Annotated in this window: 14 protein-coding genes; 13 read left to right on the top strand and 1 reads right to left on the bottom strand. The window is 65.9% G+C overall.

Features of this window, described 5'->3' with window-relative positions; all coding sequences use genetic code 11:
* The first annotated feature begins 246 nt into the window (after positions 1–246).
* Genes R9B85_RS23060 through bcsC form a run of 9 tightly spaced genes read left to right on the top strand, consistent with a single transcriptional unit; the run spans position 247 to position 13,956 of the window.
* On the top strand, positions 247–1,737 hold the full coding sequence (locus tag R9B85_RS23060) for a BcsE family c-di-GMP-binding protein (RefSeq protein WP_112254273.1): 1,491 nt from the start codon (positions 247–249) through the stop codon (positions 1,735–1,737).
* On the top strand, positions 1,734–1,919 hold the full coding sequence (bcsF, locus tag R9B85_RS23065) for a cellulose biosynthesis protein BcsF (RefSeq protein ID WP_112254272.1): 186 nt from the start codon (positions 1,734–1,736) through the stop codon (positions 1,917–1,919). The genes R9B85_RS23060 and bcsF overlap by 4 nt, the downstream gene beginning before the upstream one ends.
* Positions 1,912–3,528: a cellulose biosynthesis protein BcsG gene (bcsG, locus tag R9B85_RS23070; protein WP_207879963.1), complete on the top strand. Its 1,617-nt coding sequence runs from the start codon at positions 1,912–1,914 to the stop codon at positions 3,526–3,528. The genes bcsF and bcsG overlap by 8 nt, the downstream gene beginning before the upstream one ends.
* Positions 3,525–3,743 carry a cellulose biosynthesis protein BcsR gene (bcsR, locus tag R9B85_RS23075; RefSeq protein WP_112254270.1) on the top strand — a complete coding sequence of 73 codons (219 nt, stop codon included), beginning with the start codon at positions 3,525–3,527 and terminating at the stop codon, positions 3,741–3,743. Before bcsG ends, bcsR begins: the two co-directional genes overlap by 4 nt.
* Entirely contained in the window at positions 3,740–4,447 is a 708-nt protein-coding gene (gene bcsQ, locus R9B85_RS23080; protein ID WP_112254269.1) for a cellulose biosynthesis protein BcsQ, read from the top strand. Before bcsR ends, bcsQ begins: the two co-directional genes overlap by 4 nt.
* Positions 4,444–7,053 carry a UDP-forming cellulose synthase catalytic subunit gene (gene bcsA / locus R9B85_RS23085; protein ID WP_207879965.1) on the top strand — a complete coding sequence of 870 codons (2,610 nt, stop codon included), beginning with the start codon at positions 4,444–4,446 and terminating at the stop codon, positions 7,051–7,053. Before bcsQ ends, bcsA begins: the two co-directional genes overlap by 4 nt.
* Positions 7,050–9,332 carry a cellulose biosynthesis cyclic di-GMP-binding regulatory protein BcsB gene (bcsB, locus tag R9B85_RS23090; RefSeq protein WP_423770614.1) on the top strand — a complete coding sequence of 761 codons (2,283 nt, stop codon included), beginning with the start codon at positions 7,050–7,052 and terminating at the stop codon, positions 9,330–9,332. Before bcsA ends, bcsB begins: the two co-directional genes overlap by 4 nt.
* Positions 9,332–10,447 (top strand): cellulose synthase complex periplasmic endoglucanase BcsZ, encoded by a 1,116-nt coding sequence (gene bcsZ, locus R9B85_RS23095; protein WP_207879969.1) that lies wholly within the window; start codon positions 9,332–9,334, stop codon positions 10,445–10,447. Before bcsB ends, bcsZ begins: the two co-directional genes overlap by 1 nt.
* The gene (gene bcsC, locus R9B85_RS23100; RefSeq protein WP_423770615.1) at positions 10,435–13,956 is read left to right on the top strand and encodes a cellulose synthase complex outer membrane protein BcsC; all 3,522 of its coding nucleotides are present in this window, start codon (positions 10,435–10,437) and stop codon (positions 13,954–13,956) included. The genes bcsZ and bcsC overlap by 13 nt, the downstream gene beginning before the upstream one ends.
* Before the next feature lie 61 nt (positions 13,957–14,017).
* On the opposite strand, the gene R9B85_RS23105 is transcribed toward bcsC, so the two are convergent.
* Positions 14,018–14,935, bottom strand: a complete 918-nt coding sequence (locus R9B85_RS23105) for a LysR family transcriptional regulator (RefSeq protein ID WP_112254264.1) — start codon at positions 14,933–14,935, stop codon at positions 14,018–14,020.
* Between the two features lie 120 nt (positions 14,936–15,055).
* Here R9B85_RS23105 and R9B85_RS23110 point away from each other — a divergent pair, with 120 nt between their 5' ends.
* From R9B85_RS23110 to icmH, 4 genes are all read left to right on the top strand, one after another.
* Positions 15,056–15,814 (top strand): 5-oxoprolinase subunit PxpA, encoded by a 759-nt coding sequence (locus R9B85_RS23110; protein WP_112254263.1) that lies wholly within the window; start codon positions 15,056–15,058, stop codon positions 15,812–15,814.
* A 90-nt stretch (positions 15,815–15,904) separates the two neighbouring features.
* Positions 15,905–16,792, top strand: a complete 888-nt coding sequence (locus tag R9B85_RS23115; protein WP_112254262.1) for a 5-oxoprolinase subunit B family protein — start codon at positions 15,905–15,907, stop codon at positions 16,790–16,792.
* Positions 16,789–17,760 (top strand): biotin-dependent carboxyltransferase family protein, encoded by a 972-nt coding sequence (locus tag R9B85_RS23120; RefSeq protein ID WP_207879973.1) that lies wholly within the window; start codon positions 16,789–16,791, stop codon positions 17,758–17,760. Before R9B85_RS23115 ends, R9B85_RS23120 begins: the two co-directional genes overlap by 4 nt.
* Positions 17,761–17,941: 181 nt before the next feature.
* Entirely contained in the window at positions 17,942–18,814 is an 873-nt protein-coding gene (icmH, locus tag R9B85_RS23125) for a type IVB secretion system protein IcmH/DotU (RefSeq protein ID WP_112254260.1), read from the top strand.
* Positions 18,815–18,824: the final 10 nt, after the last annotated feature.

Consider the following 18,824-nt stretch of genomic DNA (forward strand, 5'->3'; position numbering starts at 1 on the left):
CAAGCCGGCAAACCTTAACTGACTGACACTGCCCCTACGGTTGTTGTTAACAAAACTTTGCAATTTATTACATTTCCGCTTGATTTCATTTTGCCTTGATGCTGTAGAATTGACGGGTTTTTATGTTGCTTGCTTGATTCGTCGTTTTTTTGACGAACATCATGAAAGCTCAGCGGCAGATGAGTCAAAGTTACCCTTCAACCCGCTTCAATTTACTTTTGCAGGGCCAGTGTTTTGACGAATGGAATGCCGTGGTTGGCTATTTCGGGCCTGGGCGCCGAAAGCAGCCAGCTTCATGTACAAGGACTGTATTGGTTGGCCTGTGACAGCGCAGAAGACGCCACCTTGCTATGCCGCCAAGTAATCGGGGGGTTGCCCGAGCATGTTCGGGCAGCCCTGGTCGCCGATGCACAAGCCATCGGCGAGGTGCTGGGTGCGCTCGATACCGCGCAGGGTCCCGGCGAACTGGCGCTGTACGAAGCCAACATGCAAGCCGTCCGGCACCTGGTCGACGACCTGCCGCGTATCGACGCCGCCGGGCGTGTGCTGGTGCTGCGGGCGCCCGCCGACGTCTGGGGTACCGGCAACGTCGAACGCTGGTGCAACGCGCTGCGCCCGGTCTTGTTGGCCGAGGCCGCGCTATTGCTGGTCATCAGCAGCGGCCAGAGCGCCGGGCTGGTAGAGCGCCTGCGTGCGTTCAACCAGGGCGTCGATGGCCTGGCCCAGGTTTACCGCGGCAAAGGCGGGGTGCGCTACCTGCAGCATTTCTGGAGCAACCCGCTCGGCAAGACCGGTACGCTCGACGTGGAGCTGACGCGGCTTGAAGCGGGCTTCGCCGCCACCGGGGCGCCGCAGGCCCCCAGCGATACAGGTGGCGACGAGCTGTTGTACCTGGCCCAGCGCCCGGTACTGGAAGGTGCCCCGGCCTTCTCGGAGCACTGGCAGGTCTGCGAGAGCCTCGAGGAACTCGGTGCCAAAGCTGGCAGGGCGGTTTCCGCCACGGTCATCTTTGCCATGGACGGCGGACAGCGCCTGGATAGCCTGGCGCGTCAGTTGCACCGCTTGCGCCAGTTGCGTGGCAATGCCCTGAAGCTGGTGGTGCGCGAGATGGCACCGACCCTGCGCTACCAGGATGAACAGCTGCTGCTGGCTTGCGGGGCCAGCCAGATCGTGCCGTTCGGCGCCAGCCTTTCGCGCTTCCTGACCATGGTCGAGAGCATCCAGGGTTACCTCTGGCGCCGGCGCCTGCCGAGCGATTTCGATGCCTTGCTCGCACGCCTGCGGCCGCTGGCCATCTGCGGGCTGGTGGCGCCGCGCGCGTTCGCCGAAGCCGTGCAGACCATGTGGCACGGTGTGCGCAACGGCGAAATCGCCCACCAGTTGCTGGTGTTGCGCCCGGCCCCTGGCCTGACCCCGCTGCAAGCCTGCTCGCGCACGGTGTTCCGCCGCGACGGCGACATCGCCTGCGTGGTCGGCGAGGTGCTGTTCCTGTTCCTGTTCGCCTGCCGCTCCGAAGGCGTCGAGCAAGCGCTTGACCACATCTTCCAGTTGTCGTGGAAAGAACTGTTCATCAGCCAGGAGGTGCTTGCCGGTGTCGACAGCCTGGCCACCCCGGCCTTCCTCGACGACAACGTGCCACAGCCACCCCGGCTCGACGCGGCGGCGCAGCTGCCCGCCCAGGCGAGGCCGGCCCTGGCGCCGCGCCGGGTCGCCCTGGGCAAGCGGGGTACAGCATGAACTTCGTGCAGCTGCTGCAAGTGGTCGGCATCACGGCGCTGGTGACCTTGGCGCTGGCCCTGCTGCTGTTGCGCCTGCGCGCCACGCTGCGTGGCTGGTTGCGCCGCCGTCTTCCACCCCGTTACCTGAAACCGCTGGGCGTACGCCACCGCGTTGCACGCCAGGAACCCCGTAATGACTAATGCATCCGCCACCCTCCCGGTACCGGCCCGCTGGCCTGGACTGGGAGGGTGGAACCTCTATTTCCTGGCCAAGTTCTTGCTGGTCGCCCTTGGCATGCTCGACTTCCAGGCGCTGCCGAACCTGTTGTTCGCCGCGTTTCTGCTGGTGCCGTTGCCAGGCAGGTGGCTGCGCGTTGCGCGGCAACTGGTGGCCGTACCGGTTGGCATCGCGTTGTTCTACCAGGACACCTGGCTGCCTCCCTTCAGCCGCCTGCTGGCGCAGCCGGGGGTGTTCGATTTCTCGTGGGACTACCTGCTCGAACTGCTCGGCCGCTTCATCAACTGGAACCTGTTGGGCGCGCTGGCGCTGTTGCTGGTGGGTTACCTGTACCTGCGCCATTGGCTACGGCTGAGTACCCTGAGCCTGCTGGGGCTGGCGTGGCTGGCGGTCGGCGGCCTGCCAGCGCTGGGGCGCGATGCGAGCCAGGCGCCTGGTGCCGCGGCTGTCACCACCGAACAGGCGCAGGCCACCGCGGTGGCCGACAATGCCACGCTCGACAGCTGGCTCGAGCGGTTCTTCGCCAGTGAGCGTGAACGGGTGACAACATTCCCGGCCATGAAGGCCGATGAACAGCCGTTCGACCTGCTGGTGATCAACATCTGCTCGCTGGCCTGGGATGACCTGTCCGCCGTCGGGCTGCGTGACAACCCGTTGTTCTCGCGCCTGGACGTGGTCTTCGACCAGTTCAACTCGGCCACGTCCTACAGCGGGCCAGCCGCCATCCGCGTGCTGCGTGCCAGTTGCGGGCAGTCGTCCCACGCTGGCCTGTACCAGCCCGCCCCGGAGCAGTGCCTGTTGTTCCAGAACCTGGCCAGGCTGGGCTTTCAGAGCAACACCTTGCTCAACCACAGCGGCCGCTTCGACAACTTCATCGGCGACATCACCCAGCAGCACATGCCTCAACCCGGCCTGCGCAACACCGACTTCCCGCGGGCACTGGTCGGCTTCGACGGCTCGCCGATCGCCAGCGACCTGGAGGTGCTGCGCCGCTGGTGGGGGCAGCGCAAAGGTACGCCGGCCGAGCATGTGACGCTGTTCTACAACAGCATCAGCCTGCATGACGGCAACCGAATCGTCACCGCCGACGGCGGTACCCGCGTGGCCGACTACGCCACCCGCGCCACCCGGCTGTTCGGCGAGCTGGGCAGCTTCCTCGATGAACTGGAGCGCAGCGGCCGTCGCGTGGTCGTGGCCATTGTCCCGGAACATGGCGCTGCGCTGCATGGTGACCGCATGCAGTTGTCGGGCATGCGTGAAATCCCCACCCCATCGATCACCCATGTGCCGGTGGGCCTGAAGTTCATCGGCATGGGCCAGCCTGCCCGCAGTGAACCGCTGCGCGTCTCGGCACCCACCAGCTACCTGGCGCTGTCCGAGCTTATCTCGCGCGTGTATGCGGGCCTGGGCCAGCAGCAGGTGCTGGATGTGCCCAGCCTGCTGATTGATCTGCCGACCACCGAACAGGTCGCGGAAACCGCAGGTGCGCAAGTACTGAGCTACCAGGGGCGCGCCTACATGCGCCTGCAAGGCCAGCCCGACTGGCAGCCTGTCCCGAAGGAGCGCCCATGATCACTGGCAAGGCAGACCCAGCCGACCGCAGCGACGATATCGCCCAGTTGCGCCAGCACCTGGACATGCCGGACCTGAACTACCAGGACATCTCGTTGCTGGTGGGTGTCCAGCAGGCCTTGCAGCGTTGGCCGTTGCTGGGTGAAAGCTGCCGAAGCAGTGCCTTGGGCACCTTGTACCTGGCGGCGCCGCGCCGCGAGGTGCTGTCACCATGACCAGCCTGTCGTTGCACGGGGTTCGCGGTGGCCTGGGGCGCAGTGCTTTGCTCGCCGCGCTGGGGCATGCGTTGCAGGGCGTAGGTGAGCGGGTGCTGCTGGTCGACCTGTGCCCAAGCAACCTGCTCGGCCTGCATTTCAACCTGCCCTTGGACACGCGCGAGGGCTGGGCGCTTGCCGAGCGGGAAGGGCGCCCCTTCAGCGATGCCATGTATGAAGTGCTCGATGGCCTGTGCCTGATACCGTTCGGCAATCTGCCTGCCGGCACGCGGCCGCCGTTGCCCGACGCTGAAGCCTGGCGTGCTCGCCAGGCCGAGCTGGCGGAACACTTCGACTGGTTGTTGTTCGACCTGCCGCAGCTGCCGGCCGATGCCGCTGGTCAAAGCGTCGAGACCGATGTGCGGGTGTTGGTGGCCGAGGCCGAAATGGCCAGCCATCTGCTGCTGGGGCGCCGGCAGGTCGAGCGCTACGACCTGCTGCTGGTCAACCGCTACGACCCCGCCAGCCGCTTGCAGAGCGACCTGTTGATGGTGTGGCGCGACCTGTTCCGTGATCGCCTGCCGATCCAGGTGGTGCACCGCGACGAGGCCTTCCTCGAGGCCCTGGCGTGCAAGGCACCGCTTGGCCACTACGCGCCGCACAGCCTGGCTAGCCGGGACGTGCAGAGCCTGGCGGTACGCTGCCTGACGAGGCGCCAGCCGTGACCCTGACCCCACTGTCGGCCTACGCCTGGTTCCGCACACGCGGCGCGCGGCAGCCAGTCGCATGGCTGTTTACCCTTGGCGTGTGGCTGGCCTTCCTGTTCCTGCGCCTGGAGTCGCCTGCCTGGCAAGCCCTGCTGGCCGAGCGGCAGCGGCTGTACCCGCAACTGGCGGGCAAGCGCCCAAGCCTGGGCGACCCACTGCGCTTGCTGATCCAGAGCCTGTGGCTGCTGGTGCGGCGCCAACCGCAGCCTCGCGAACCGGGGTTTGCCCGCCGTGCCTGGGGTGCAGTGCGTGCGCAGCTGCGCGGTGTGCGCCAGGTGCTGCGCCGTTACCATGGCCTGCTGATCGACCGCCTGCAGCAATTGCCTGCGCGCTATCGCGCCAGCGCGTTCAAGCAGCAAGCTTCGGCACGCCTGCGCGGCTTGAGCGTGTTCGCCCGGTGGGTTTTCTACAGCGTGCTGACCCTGGGCGCCATCGGCCTGGCCGTGTTGTGCGTGACCGAACCGTTCGGCTACCTGGCGCAGCTGGTGTTCATCTGCCTGCTGCTGGGCATCGCCCTGCTGGTGCGGCACATGCCGGGACGCTTCCCGACCCTGATGCTGATCGTGCTGTCGACCCTCATCTCCTGCCGCTACCTGTGGTGGCGCTACACCTCGACCCTGAACTGGAATGACACCACCGGCCTGGTGTGCGGGTTGGTCCTGCTGGCGGCAGAGACCTACTCGTGGTTCGTGCTGATCCTGGGCTACATCCAGACCTGCTGGCCATTGCAGCGCAAGCCGGCGAACCTGCCGGCAAATCCGGCGCACTGGCCGACCGTCGACCTGATGATCCCCACCTACAACGAAGACTTGTCGGTGGTGCGCACCACGGTGCTGGCTGCCCTGGGCCTGGACTGGCCGCGCGAGTGCCTGCGCATCTATATCCTCGACGACGGCCGGCGCGAGGCCTTCCGTGCGTTCGCCGACGAAGTGGGGGTGGGCTACATCGTGCGGCCGGACAACAAGCATGCGAAGGCCGGCAACCTCAACCATGCGCTGGGCGTGACCGACAGCGAGCTGATCGCCATTTTCGACTGTGACCACGTGCCGGTGCGTTCCTTCCTGCAAATGACGGTGGGCTGGTTCCTCAAGGACCCGAAGCTGGCACTGGTGCAGACGCCGCACCATTTCTTCTCGCCCGACCCGTTCGAGCGCAACCTGGGCTCGTTCCGCCGTCGCCCCAATGAAGGCGAGCTGTTCTACGGCCTGATCCAGGATGGCAACGACATGTGGAACGCGGCGTTCTTCTGCGGCTCGTGTGCCGTGCTGCGCCGTAACGCGCTGGAGAGCATCGGTGGTTTTGCCGTCGAAACCGTGACCGAAGATGCCCATACCGCCTTGCGCATGCACCGCCAGGGCTGGTCATCGGCCTACCTGAGCATTCCGCAGGCCGCCGGCCTGGCCACCGAGAGCCTGTCAGCGCACATCGGCCAGCGCATTCGCTGGGCCCGTGGCATGGTGCAGATCTTCCGTACCGACAACCCGCTGTTCGGCCGGGGGCTGAGCCTGTTCCAGCGGGTTTGCTATGCCAACGCCATGCTGCACTTCCTGGCCGGCCTGCCACGGCTGGTGTTCCTGACCGCGCCGCTGGCGTTCCTGTTGCTGCATGCCTACATCATCTACGCCCCGGCGCTGATGATCCTGCTGTACGTGCTGCCGCACATGATCCACGCCAGCCTGACCAACTCGCGCATGCAGGGCAAGTACCGGCAGACCTTCTGGGGCGAGGTCTACGAGACCGTGCTGGCCTGGTACATCGCCCGCCCGACCACGGTCGCGCTGTTCGCGCCGAAGAAGGGCAAGTTCAACGTCACCGCCAAGGGCGGCCTGATGGCGCAGGAGCAGTTCGACTGGCGCATCGCCCAACCCTACCTGTGGCTGGCGGCGCTCAACGTGGCCGGCCTGGGCTTCGCCGTGTGGCGCCTGTTCACCGGCCCGGCGGCGGAAATCGGCACGGTGATCGTCAGCTCGCTGTGGGTGGTCTACAACCTCCTGATCATCGGCGCCGCCGTCGCCGTGGCCGCCGAAGTGCGCCAGGTGCGCCGGGCCCACCGGGTGCAGATGCGCTTGCCGGCGGGGCTGGTGCTGGCCAGCGGTCATGCCTTCCCCTGCACCCTGGTTGACTACTCCGACGGCGGTGTCGGCTTGCAATTGCACCGGGGCCTCGAGTTGCAAGCGGGGGAGCGGGTGCGCCTGCTGCTCGACCGCGGCCAGCGCGAGTTCGCCTTCCAGGCCTGCGTCACCCGCACCGTAGGCCAACACGTTGGCCTGGTGTTCCACGACCTCAGCCAGCAACAGCGTATCGACCTGGTCCACTGCACCTTTGCCCGCGCCGATGCCTGGCTTGGCTGGAACGAGCAGCACGAGGTCGATCGCCCGCTGCGCAGCCTGATCGACGTGCTGAAGCTGGGCGGTGTCGGTTACCTGCGGCTGGTCGAGCACTTGCCGCCATGGGTGGGTGCGTGGCTGCGCCCACTGCACGCACTGGCGAACTGGCTGGCCAGCTACAGGCCCCGCACACCGCGGCCTGTCCCTTCCTTGAACCTTGTTGATCGAGACGCATGATGACTGGTTATCCCGCGCGTACCTGGGGCCTGGCGATGGCGCTGCTTGCTGCCTTTTCGCAGAGCGCCGCTGCCGCCTCTGTAGCCCCGCTTGCCGCGCCAGCCGTACCAACGGTACCGAACTGGCCGGTTGCGAAAACCTTCGAGCAGCTCGGGCATGCGTCCGACAGCCTGCTGCTGGGCGTGCGCAACAGCGAGCATGTCGAATTCGGCCTGCGGCGTGACCGCCTGGCCACCGAAGCCAGCCTGCAGCTGGACTACACGCCATCGCCCGCACTGTTGCCGAACCTGTCGCACCTGCGCGTGTACCTCAATGACGAACTGATGGGCGTGGTACCGGTGGAAAAGGACCAGCTTGGCCAGCGCGTGCGCCGCCAACTGCCGCTGGACCCGAAGCTGCTCAGCGATTTCAACCGGGTACGCCTGGAGTTCGTCGGGCATTACACCGACATCTGCGAAGACCCTGCGCACAGCGGCCTGTGGCTGAACCTGAACCGCAAGAGCCAGGTGCAGCTGCACGAACAGGCCCTGGCCCTGGACAACGACCTGGCGTACTTCCCGCTGCCGTTCTTTGATGTGCGCGATACCGGCAAGGTAACGCTGCCGGTGGTGTTCAGCGGCGTGCCGAGCCTGGGCGAGCAGCGTGCGGCAGCGATCCTGGCGTCCTACTTCGGCAGCCAGGCCGGTTGGCGCAAGGCGACGTTCCCGGTGCTGTACGGCAGCCTGCCGGCGCGTGGCGACCAACCCACGCCGAGCATCGTGTTTGCCAGCAACGACCGTCGCCCGGCCTTCCTTGCCGACCTTCAGCAATTTCCGCCGGTCGACGGCCCTGTACTGCAAATGATCGACCACCCGGACGACCGCTTCAGCAAGGTACTGCTGGTGCTGGGCCGCAACGACGATGACCTGGTCAAGGCCGCCTCGGCGCTGGCGGTTGGCAACAACCTGTTCCGCGGTGCCCGGGTGAAGGTCGAGCAGATGACGGCACTGCAGCCGCGCCAGCCTTACGATGCGCCGAACTGGACACGCACCGACCGGCCGGTCCGTTTCGCCGAGCTGCTCGATTACCCCGAGCAGCTGCAGGTCAGTGGCCTGCAACCGCGGCCGGTGACGCTGGAGCTGAACCTGCCGCCTGACCTGTTCGTCTGGCGCAACCAGGGCATTCCGCTGCGTACGCTGTACCGCTACACGGCCCCGGCAGTAACCGACGAATCGCGCCTGAGCATCAGCGTCAACGATCAGTACATCACCAGCATGCCGCTGGTGGGCAACGACCGGCGCGGTGGTACGCTCGAGGAAATGCGCCTGGCGGTGCTGTCCGGTGACAACAGCGCATTGACCGAGAAGTCGCTGGTACCGGCGTTGAAGATCGGTGACCGCAACCGCTTGCGCTTCGATTTCAGCTTTGCCAGCACCCTGGGCAGCGGCCAGCGCGACCGTTGCCAGACCTCGTTGCCAGTGGATGTGCGCGCGGCGATCGATGACAACTCGACCATCGACCTGTCCGGTTACCATCACTACATCGCCATGCCCGACCTGCGCGCATTCGCCCGCAGCGGCTTCCCGTTCAGCCGCATGGCCGACCTTTCCGAAACCCTGGTAGTCATGCCGGCCAAGCCCACGTCGATGCAGGTGGGCACCTTGCTCGATGCGGTAGGCGGGCTGGCCGGGCAGATCGGCTACCCGGCGCTTGGCCTGCGGCTGATCGATGACTGGAAGCAGGCCGCAGCGGCCGATGCCGACTTGCTGCTGCTCGGCAACCTGCCCGAGGCGTTGGGGGACGCACCCGACCTTGGCCTGCTGCTCAGTGCCCAGCGGGACTGGCTGCTGCAGGGCCGTAGTACCGGGCTGCCGGGCAGCCAGCGTTTCGATACCGAGCCGGTGGCCGCCAGCAGCCGTGTGGCAGTCAGCGCGCAGGCACCGATTGCCGCCATCACCGGGCTGAAGTCGCCATTCCACGAGCAGCGCAGCGTCGTCGCCCTGGTGGCCAACAGCGACAATGACTACGCGTTGCTGCGTGATGTGCTCGGCGATGTGGGCAAGCTCGATGCGGTGGCCGGTTCGGTGACGCTGGTGCGCAGCAGCGGTGTCACCAGCCAGTTCGTGGGCGAGCACTATTTTGTTGGCGCGCTGCCGTGGTGGCTGCTGCTGTGGTTCCACCTGTCCGAGCACCCGGTGCTGCTGGCGGCGATCGCGGCCATTTGCGTGGTGCTGTTCGCCTTCCTGTTGTGGCGGGCACTGCGCTGGGCAGGCAAGCGCCGCCTGGGTGAGGCGGGGTGATGAAGCGTCAATTGCTGGCAGGGCTGGTGGCCTTGGGCCTGCCCGTTATCACGAGTGCCGCACCGGCTTGCAAATGGCCGGCCTGGGACAGCTTCAAGGCCGAACTGGTGAGTGTCGACGGTCGGGTCATCGACCCGAGCGACGAGCGCCTGATCACCACCTCGGAAGGGCAGAGCTATGCGCTGTTCTTCGCCCTGGTGGGCAATGACCGGCAAGCCTTTGCGCAGTTGCTGCGCTGGACCGGCAACAACCTGGCGCAGGGCGACCTGGCCCGGCATCTGCCCGCCTGGCTGTGGGGCCGTAACGGCCAGCAGCAGTGGCAGGTGCTGGATGCAAACAACGCCAGCGATGCCGACCTGTGGATCGCCTACAGCCTGCTCGAAGCCGGGCGGCTGTGGAACGAGCCGGCCTACACGCAGCTGGGCCAGCGCCTGTTGTGGCGTATCGCCGCGCAGACCGTGCGCAAGCTGCCGGGCCTGGGGGTGATGCTGCTGCCTGGGGACTACGGCTTCGAGGATGCCCGCGGCGCCCGCCTGAACCCCAGCTATTTGCCGCTACAGTTGTTCGATCGCTTCAGCCTGGTCGACCCGCTCTGGGGCGAACTGGCGGCCAACACGCGGCGTTTGTGGCTGGCTTCGTCGCCAAAGGGCTTTGCCCCGGACTGGCTGCTGTGGACGCCAGCCGGTGAGCTGGCAGCGGACCCGCAACATGGCAGCGAAGGTGACTACGACGCCATCCGCGTCTACCTGTGGGTCGGCATGCTGGCCAAGGACGCGGCGGGGCGTGCCGAGCTGGTGGCCCACTATGCCCCGATGGCGGCATTGACCGCTCGCCAGGGGCTGCCGCCAGAACAGGTGGATGCGCACAGTGGTGTCGCCAGCGGCCATGGCCCGGCAGGTTTTTCTGCGGCATTGCTGCCGTTGCTGGCGGCGTCGCCGGAGCATGTCGCGGGCCTGGCGGCCCAGCGTCAGCGCTTGCGCGAGCAGCCCGTCGAAGCCAAGGCCTATTACAGCCAGGTGCTGGCACTGTTCGGCCAAGGCTGGGACCAGGGCCGTTACCGTTTTGACCCGCATGGCCGCCTGTTGCCGGCCTGGAGTGCGCCATGCAGCGAATGATCGGCATGCTGATGCTGGCGGCCGTGACCTGCCAGGCCACGGCGCAACCCAAGGATGCCGGCGAACAGCGCCAATGGCTGCTGGACCAGGTGCGTCGCGGCGAGGCGCTGCATCGTGACGACCTGGTGCGCGATGCACTGGGGCGGCTGCAATTGCTCGAGCCGCGCAACCCGGATGTGTTGCTGGCGGCCCTGAGCCTGGCATTGCGCGAAAAGAACAGCACCGAGGCCGAGCAGTTGAGTGCGCGGATCAGTGCCATCGCGCCTGGCAGTTTGCAGGCCCGCCAGGCCAGGCGCCTGCTCGAGCTGCAGCAGCCGGAGCGCGCTCGGCAGTTGCAGCAGGCCCGCCTGCTGGCGGTAACCGGGCGCAATGAAGAGGCGCTGGCGGCCTATGAACAGTTGTTCGCTGGCGAACCGCCAAGCCTGGAATTGGCCCTGGACTATTGGCGTGTGCGCGGCAACCTCCCAGGCCAGCGCCCCGAGGCAATCAGGCAGTTGCAGCAACTGGACCGGCAGTACCCGGGCAGTGCCGGGCTGCGCCAGACCTTGGCCGGCTGGCTGTTCGCCGAAAACCGCGACCGCGAAGCCTTGGCCTTGCTCGACCAGCTGTCGCACGACCCTGGCGCACGGGATGCCGCAGCCCAGCGTGAGTTCGACTATCTGTCCGGGCAAGCGGTGAGCGCTGCCAGCGCGGCGGCCTGGCAAGCGTTTCTCCAGCGTTACCCGGCCTCACCGTTGCTGGCACAGGCCAGCGAGACCCTGCAACAACAGCGCAAATTGCTGGCCGACCCGTCCTGGCAGGCTGGCCAGCGGGGCTTGGCATTGCTCGACAAGGGCCGCAACGCTGAAGCCGAAGCACAACTGCGCCGGGCGCTGCGCCAGTATCCGGATGATGCCAGCCTGCAGGGTGCACTGGGCTACGCGCTGATGCGCCAGAGCCGCTACGAAGACGCCAATGCAGCGTTCCGGGCGGCGAGCGCCACGGAGCAGGACACCTACTGGATCAGCCAGTGGAAGGACCTGGAGTCGTCCAGCCAGTATTGGGCCCTGCTCAGCAAAGGGGAGCGGGCACTGCAGGCGAAAGACATGCGCGCGGCCCGCGCCTTCTACCAGCAGGCACGCCAGCAGCGCCCGAAGGAGGAATACGCTTTGCTGGGCCTGGCGGATGTCTCGCTGGCCGAGGGTGATACAGCGGCCGCCGAGCGGCAATTCCTGCAGGTTCGGCGCATGGCACCGGAAAACGAAAGTGCCGTGCGCGGCCTGGTGCGTGTGTACCAGGCGCAATCGCCCGACAAGGCGCGGGCGTACCTGGACAGCCTGTCGCCTCGCCAGCAAGCGCAGTTCGCCAGCCTGCGCCGTAGCCTGGAACTCGCACGCCTGCGTCAGCAAGGTGACCAGGCCGTGCAGCGCGCGGACTGGGCGGCGGCCAGCCAGGTGCTGGGCCAGGCCACGGCCTTGGCCCCCGATGAGCCCTGGCTGGTCTACCAGTTGGCCAACAGCCTGCGCCACCTGGGGCGCAGCGCCGAGGCTGACGCGGCATTCGCCAGGATCGTGCAGCGCCAGCCGGGCGACCCATCTACCCGCTATGCCCATGGCCTGTTCCTGGAGTCCAGCGACCGCGATGCACTGGCCCTGGACAGCCTGGGCGCGGTGCCGCAGCGCACCTGGAGTGCTGACATGCATGCATTGGAGCAACGTATCCGCCGTCGCATGACCCTGGCCTCGGCGCAGCAGCTACAGGCACAAGGCCGCACGGCTGAAGCGACCCGCCTGCTCGAGGCCAGCCTGGCGCGTGGCGAAGGCAGCACCGACGACCTGATGCTGCTGGCTGACTGGGCGGCGGCCAATGGTGAGCCTGGCAAGGCGCGCGGTTATTACCAGCGCGTGCTTGCCGTGCAACCTGGGCAACCCCAGGCGCGCCTTGGCGTGATCGAAAGCGCGGTGGCCGAAGGCAACCTGGCACAGGCTCGGCACATGCTGGCTGTGCAGGTACCGCAACTGGCTGCCGATGACAGCAACGCCCAGCGGCGCCTGGCGGCTGTCTGGGTCGCCTTGGGCGAACACGACCAGGCGGCCAGAATGCTCGACCAGATCGCCGCGCAGCAGCCTCGCCCCGATCCCTTGTTGCGGCGCGACGCTGCCCGCCTGGTGGCGCAGGATGACCCGCAACGGGCACTGGACCTTTACGCCGCAGCGATGGCCGATGCGCAGTTGCTCGAGCGTGCTGCCGTGTCGCCACGGGACGACCGTGCACTGACGCTGGCCAGCCGTGAGCAGGATGATGACGACTGGCTGGCACGCAGCCTGCGCAGCGATGTCGATGCACTGTATCGCCAGCGCAATACCCATGTGACGCTGATGCACGACTACGGTTGGCGTGAGGACGACGGTACGCCGGGCACATCCGAACTGAGTACCCAATCGACCTTGCTGCATGTCGATACCCCTTGGCAGGACGGTACCGCCTTTGCGCGGGTGGAGCGCATCGGCATGGATGCGGGGTCGTTCGAGCAGAACGATCAAGGGCGCTATACCCCGGATTTCGGCAGCTGCCAGTTTGTTGGCAGCACCGCTGACGGAAAGTCGCTCCCCGCGTGTGAGGGCGGTTCGCAAACGGCGGACGGTAGCGTACTGGCGCTGGGCTGGCAGGGCAGCCGCTGGGCCTTCGACCTGGGCACTACTCAGGGCTACGCGATCAACAACTGGTTGGGTGGCGCCACGGTAAACGGTGACCTTGGCCAGGTTGGCTGGTCGCTGACTGCTTCGCGGCGGCCGATGAGCAACTCGCTGTTATCCTTTGCCGGGGCACGTGACCCGCGGACGGGCGTGCGCTGGGGCGGGGTCACGGCCAATGGCGCCACGCTCGGCCTGAGCTGGGACCAGGGCGGTGACAATGGCGTCTGGGCCAGCCTCGGGCACCACTGGTTGTATGGCGAGAATGTCGCCGACAACCAGCGCACCCGGGCCATGGCTGGCTGGTACCACCGCGTGGTGGAAAAAGCCGATGAGCGTGTGCGCGTGGGCCTGACGCTGATGCACTGGCGTCATGACAAGGACCTGGGCGGCTACAGCCTGGGGCAGGGCGGCTACTACAGCCCGCAGCGCTACGCATCGGTTGGCGTGCCGGTCAGTTATGCCTGGCGCAACTACGACTGGTCGGTGCTGCTGGAAGGCTCCGTCAGCTGGTCCCAGGCCCATAGCGGCCGCAGCCGGCTGTATCCAGACACGCACCTCAACCGCAAGTTGATAGATCGATTTGATGTTGAAGATTCGAACATCGATGCGATGGGCGAAGCCAGCGACAGCAGCGGGCTGGGCTACCGCCTGCGCGGGCTGTTCGAGCGGCGCTTGAGCGACCATTGGGTGTTGGGCGGCGGCTTCGACTGGCAGCACAGTGATGACTATGCGCCTAGCCATGGCATGCTCTATCTGCGCTATCTGTTCGAGCCGTGGCGGGGCAACCTGGCGCTGCCGGTGACACCGCTGGAGCCCTATAGCGAGTGGCGTTGACTCCGAATGCAGGCGCTGTGTGCGGATTCACCCGCGAAGAGTCGCGCCTGCAGGCGGACGGTCAGCGCCGTGCCGACAACTGCTGCGGCGCCAGGAATGCATCATGGAAGTAATTGCGCACAGCCTGCATCGCCGGGCTGAACGCCCGTTCCCGATGCCAGGCCAAGCCAACGCTCATCGGCGTCACCGGGTCGCTGATGGTCACCGTTTCGATGCGCTTGCCCTCCAGCGACCAGGGCCGGTGCACCAGGTCCGACAGGATCGCCACACCGCTGCCATTGGCGACCATGCTGCGCACTGCCTCCACCGAACTGGTCCGCACCCGCACTTTCGGCCGCTGCCCGGCCTGTTCCCAATAGCGCATGGCGCTTTGCTCCGCCTCATCCACGGTCAGCAGGATGAACGGCTCGCAGGCCACATCAGCCAGGCTTACCGCCGAGCGCTCGCACAGCGGATGGTGGCCGGGCAGCCATAGGCGCCGTTCAGAGTTGAACAGGGTTTCCGAGACGATGTCCGGGTGGGTGAGGTTGGCGGTGAGCACCACAGCCATATCGAAACGCCCCTCCAGCAAGCCTTGTTCGATGGCGCTGCGCTCCTGCTCGAACAGCTCCAGGGTCACGTCCGGGTGCCAGTGTTCCAGCCGCTGCAGGTGATGGGGCAAGAAGTAGCCGATCACCGTATAGCTTGCCGCCAGGCGCAACAGGCCACTGGCGCGCACATCCGGCAGCGGGCTGTTCAGTGCGTCGTCCACGCTGCGCAGGATCACGTAGGCGCGGTTCAGGAAGTGCCGGCCGGCCTCGGTCAGGCTCATGCCCTGGGCCGAGCGCTGGAACAGCAACATGCCGAGCATCGCCTCCAGCTCCTTGATCGCCGTGGTGACCGCAGATTGGGAAATGTTCAGATGAATCGCCGCCTGGGAAATCTGGCCGATCTCGGCGGTGGCGACGAAATAGCGGACCTGGCGCAAAGTCAGTGACACGGTAGGCTCCCGGGGTATCTGATTTTCAGAAGACACCCTATCTGTTTATAAATCTTCCCAAGGGGGTGCGCAGAATCTAACGTGGCTTGCATGTGGTCACAAGCGCCAGGAGAGACAGTCATGCAGGTGGTGGATTTCAACTCGGACATGGGTGAGGGATTCGGCCCGTGGACCATTGGCGACGGCGTCGACAACGAGCTGATGGGCTATATCAGCACGGCCAACATCGCCACCGGCTTTCACGCTGGTGACCCCGGCACCATGCGCCGCACCGTCGAGCGGGCCAAGGCCCTGGGCGTCGCCGTGGGGGCGCACCCTGGGTTCCGCGACCTGGTCGGCTTCGGCCGCCGGCACATCAATGCCCCGGCCCAGGAACTGGTCGACGACATGCTCTACCAGCTCGGCGCGCTGCGTGAAATTGCCCGCGCCCAGGGTGTGCGCCTGCAGCACATCAAACCGCACGGTGCCCTGTACATGCATCTGGCGCGTGACGAAGAGGCTGCACGGTTGCTGGTGGAAAACCTGCGGGTGATCGAGCCTGAGCTGCTGTTGTACTGCATGCCGGGTTCGGTGATCTGCCGCATTGCCCAGGACCTTGGCCAGCCGGTAATTCGCGAGTTCTACGCCGACCGCGAATACGACCTGAGCGGTTCGATCGTGTTCACCCGAAATGTGCGGGGCCATGAGCCCAAGGCGGTCGCTGAACGGGTGTTGCGCGCTTGCCAGCAAGGCGTGGTGCGCACGGTCGAGGGGCAGGACCTGGCCATCGAATTCGACTCCATCTGCCTGCACAGCGATACACCAGGGGCGCTCGACCTGGTCGAGGCCACGCGCATGGCGCTGGATGCTGCCGGTATCGTGGTGCGAGCACCACGCTGAATCCGTGGGGCCTCTGGCAGGTATACGCCGGGGCCCGTGCAATTTGCTTTCGCCTGCCTTTCTGTAAAGACTCCAAAAAAAGGAACAGTCATGGCCGAACCGCTCGCTTCAACCCCTATCCGCTACAGCTTTGGCGCCGACGAGCACCTGTTTGCCGAAGTCAGCGAGAGCATGTCGCTGGAGGCCTTTTTCAAGGGCATGGCCGTCACCCGCGCGGTGGAGCGGCTGGCCCTGGATGGCGTGCTGGATGTATGCCTGGCCAACGCCTCATTCCAGATTCGCTTCGACCCGGACCGTATCGCGCCGCAGGCGCTGCTGGCGGCGGTGCGCGGTGCCGAAGCGCAGGCGGTGGCCGAGCGCTCGTTGCAGACTCGGATCATCGAGATACCAGTGCTGTACAACGACCCCTGGACCCATGAAACGCTGATGCGTTTTCGTGACCGCCACCAGGACCCGGGCAGCACCGACCTGGAGTACGCCGCGCGGGTCAACGGCCTGGCCGATGTCGAGGAGTTCATTGCCGCGCACAGCGGCGCGCCGTGGTTCGTGTCGATGGTCGGGTTCGTTGCCGGCCTGCCGTTCATGTTCCAGATGGTCGAGCGCGAGCGGCAACTGCAGGTGCCCAAGTACCTGCGCCCGCGTACCGACACGCCAAAGCTCACCCTTGGCCATGGCGGCTGCTTCGGCTGCATCTATTCGGTGCGCGGGGCAGGCGGCTACCAGATGTTCGGCGTCACCCCGGCGCCGATCTACGACCCGCAGCAGACATTGAACTACCTGAAGGAGCACATGGTGTTCTTCCGCCCGGGAGACATCGTGCAGTTCAAGCCCATCGACCGCCACACCTACGACCAGGCGGTGGCGGATGTCGAAGACGGCCGTTTCGACCTGCGCATTCGCCCGGTGGAATTTTCCCTGGATGCGTTTCTCGCCGACCCGGTCGGTTATCCACGGGCTCTGCAGGAGGTGCTGGCATGATCAAGGTACTCAAACCCGGCCTGGCCACCTCGGTGCAGGACCTGGGGCGCGAAGGCTACTACCATCTGGGCATCCCGCCATCCGGCGCCCTCGACCAGTACGCGCTGAGGGCGGCCAACCACCTGGTGGGCAACCCGGCCGGCAGCGCCGGCCTTGAGTGTGCGCTGGTGGGGCCGGAGCTGGAGTTCCAGCAGGATGCACTGGTGGCGGTTTGCGGTGCGCAGATGCCGGCCTTGCTCGATGGCCGCGAGCAACGCCCGGACACGGCGTTTGCCGTACGTGCCGGGCAGGTGTTGCGTTTCGGCTTCCCTACTGCAGGTGCCCGGGCCTACCTGGCGGTGGCCGGCGGTATCGATGTACCCGAGGTGCTCGGTAGCCGCTCCACCTATGCGTTGGGTGCATTGGGTGGCTTCCATGGGCGCAAGCTGATGGCGGGTGACCTGTTGCCGGTCGGCATGCCCAGCGGCAAGACCCGCGCCGGCGCGAGCCTGCCAATGGCCTTGCGCCAGGCCTTGGGCGGCGAGGTGGTGCTGCGGGTGGTGCCGGGGCTGTATTTTCATCGCCTGACCAAAGCTGCAGCGCAAAGCTTTTTCACCGAAGCCTGGACGGTCGGTTCCGAGGCAGACCGTATCGGCTATCGCTACAAGGGCGGCAGTGCCTTGAGCTTCCAGCCACGGGAGCAGCCGTTCGGGGCCGGCTCGGACCCGTCGAACATCGTTGACAGCTGCTACCCGATCGGTTCGATCCAGGTACCCGCGGGGCTGGAGCCGATCATCCTGCACCGTGATGCGGTGTCGGGTGGTGGCTACGCCATGATCGGCACGGTGATCAGCGCCGACCTGGACTTGATCGGGCAGATGCAGCCCAACCAGCAGGCGCGGTTCCTGGAGGTCAGCCTGGAGGACGCACTGGAGGCTCGGCGCTCGTACAAGAAGAAGCTGGGTTGCCTGGCCAGGTTGTTTGGCTGATTGACCGGTTGCGGTGCTGCGCCGCCCACACATGGGCTGGCGCAGATTCCGGCATTGCAGCGTCCAGACAAGCCAAAAGGCGAAAATTCCTACAACGTTTTGGGAAGCCCCAAGCTCCTCGAAGAATCGATTCCCCGATAGTGTTCATGTCTTCAGCCTACTGGAAGACAAGGACCTCTTCATGCCCGGCCCATCTGCTGTTCGTCCTGGAAAATTCCAGACCGCCAACGCTGCCCATGACGTAACCGAAAGCAGCCTGCATGCCATCCTCGATGTCCAGGAGGGCACCGATTCACCCTATCCGCCCGGTCAGGGCAGGTGCGCAGATAGTGAGGGTTATCCAGCCGACCCGGACTTCCAGCTTCGCGGCGGCTTCGCCAACCTGATGCTTGACGCGGCCAACCCGCTGTTCGGCCTGGCCATTCGCCTGCAAACGCTGGATGACCTACCCAACATCGAACAGGTGCACAAGGCCCTGCAGATCCAGGTCAGCGCCATCCGCGACGAAATACAGCAGCACGGTTACTCCACTGTGCACCTCGAAGCTTATTCCTATGCCTTGTGTCTTTATCTGGACGAGACCGTGATGAGCCGCCCCTGGGGGAACAATTCATGCTGGAGCCACGAACCGCTGCTCAGCATCTTCCATGACGAAACCCAGGGTGGCGAGAAGATCTTCGTGTTGCTGGAGCGCTTGATGCAGTCGCCCAAGGAGTTCCAGGATGTGCTGGAGTTCCTGTACTTCTGCTTTTGCCTGGGCCTGAAGGGCAAGTACGCCCTGGACCCGAAGTGCGATGAAATCATCAATGCCCTGATCTCGCGAATGCACAAGGTCATTCGTGAACTGCGCGGCCCCACGCCGCAATTCGCGGGCGATCCGTATACCAACGTGGTCCACCGTCCCCACCGCATGCTGCGCCGGGAATGGCCCTGGTGGAGCCCGTTGGTGATCTCCGCCATCGCCATGGTCTGCGCCTACTGCTACTACAGCTACCGCCTGAGCTTGATTACCGCCGAAGTGCTGGAGTCGCTCAACGGCATTCTGCAGCAGTAGCAGGGGGGAT

The organism is Pseudomonas sp. NLJ1, from assembly GCF_049486705.1.
In the GTDB taxonomy this organism is placed as follows: Bacteria; Pseudomonadota; Gammaproteobacteria; order Pseudomonadales; family Pseudomonadaceae; genus Aquipseudomonas; species Aquipseudomonas inefficax.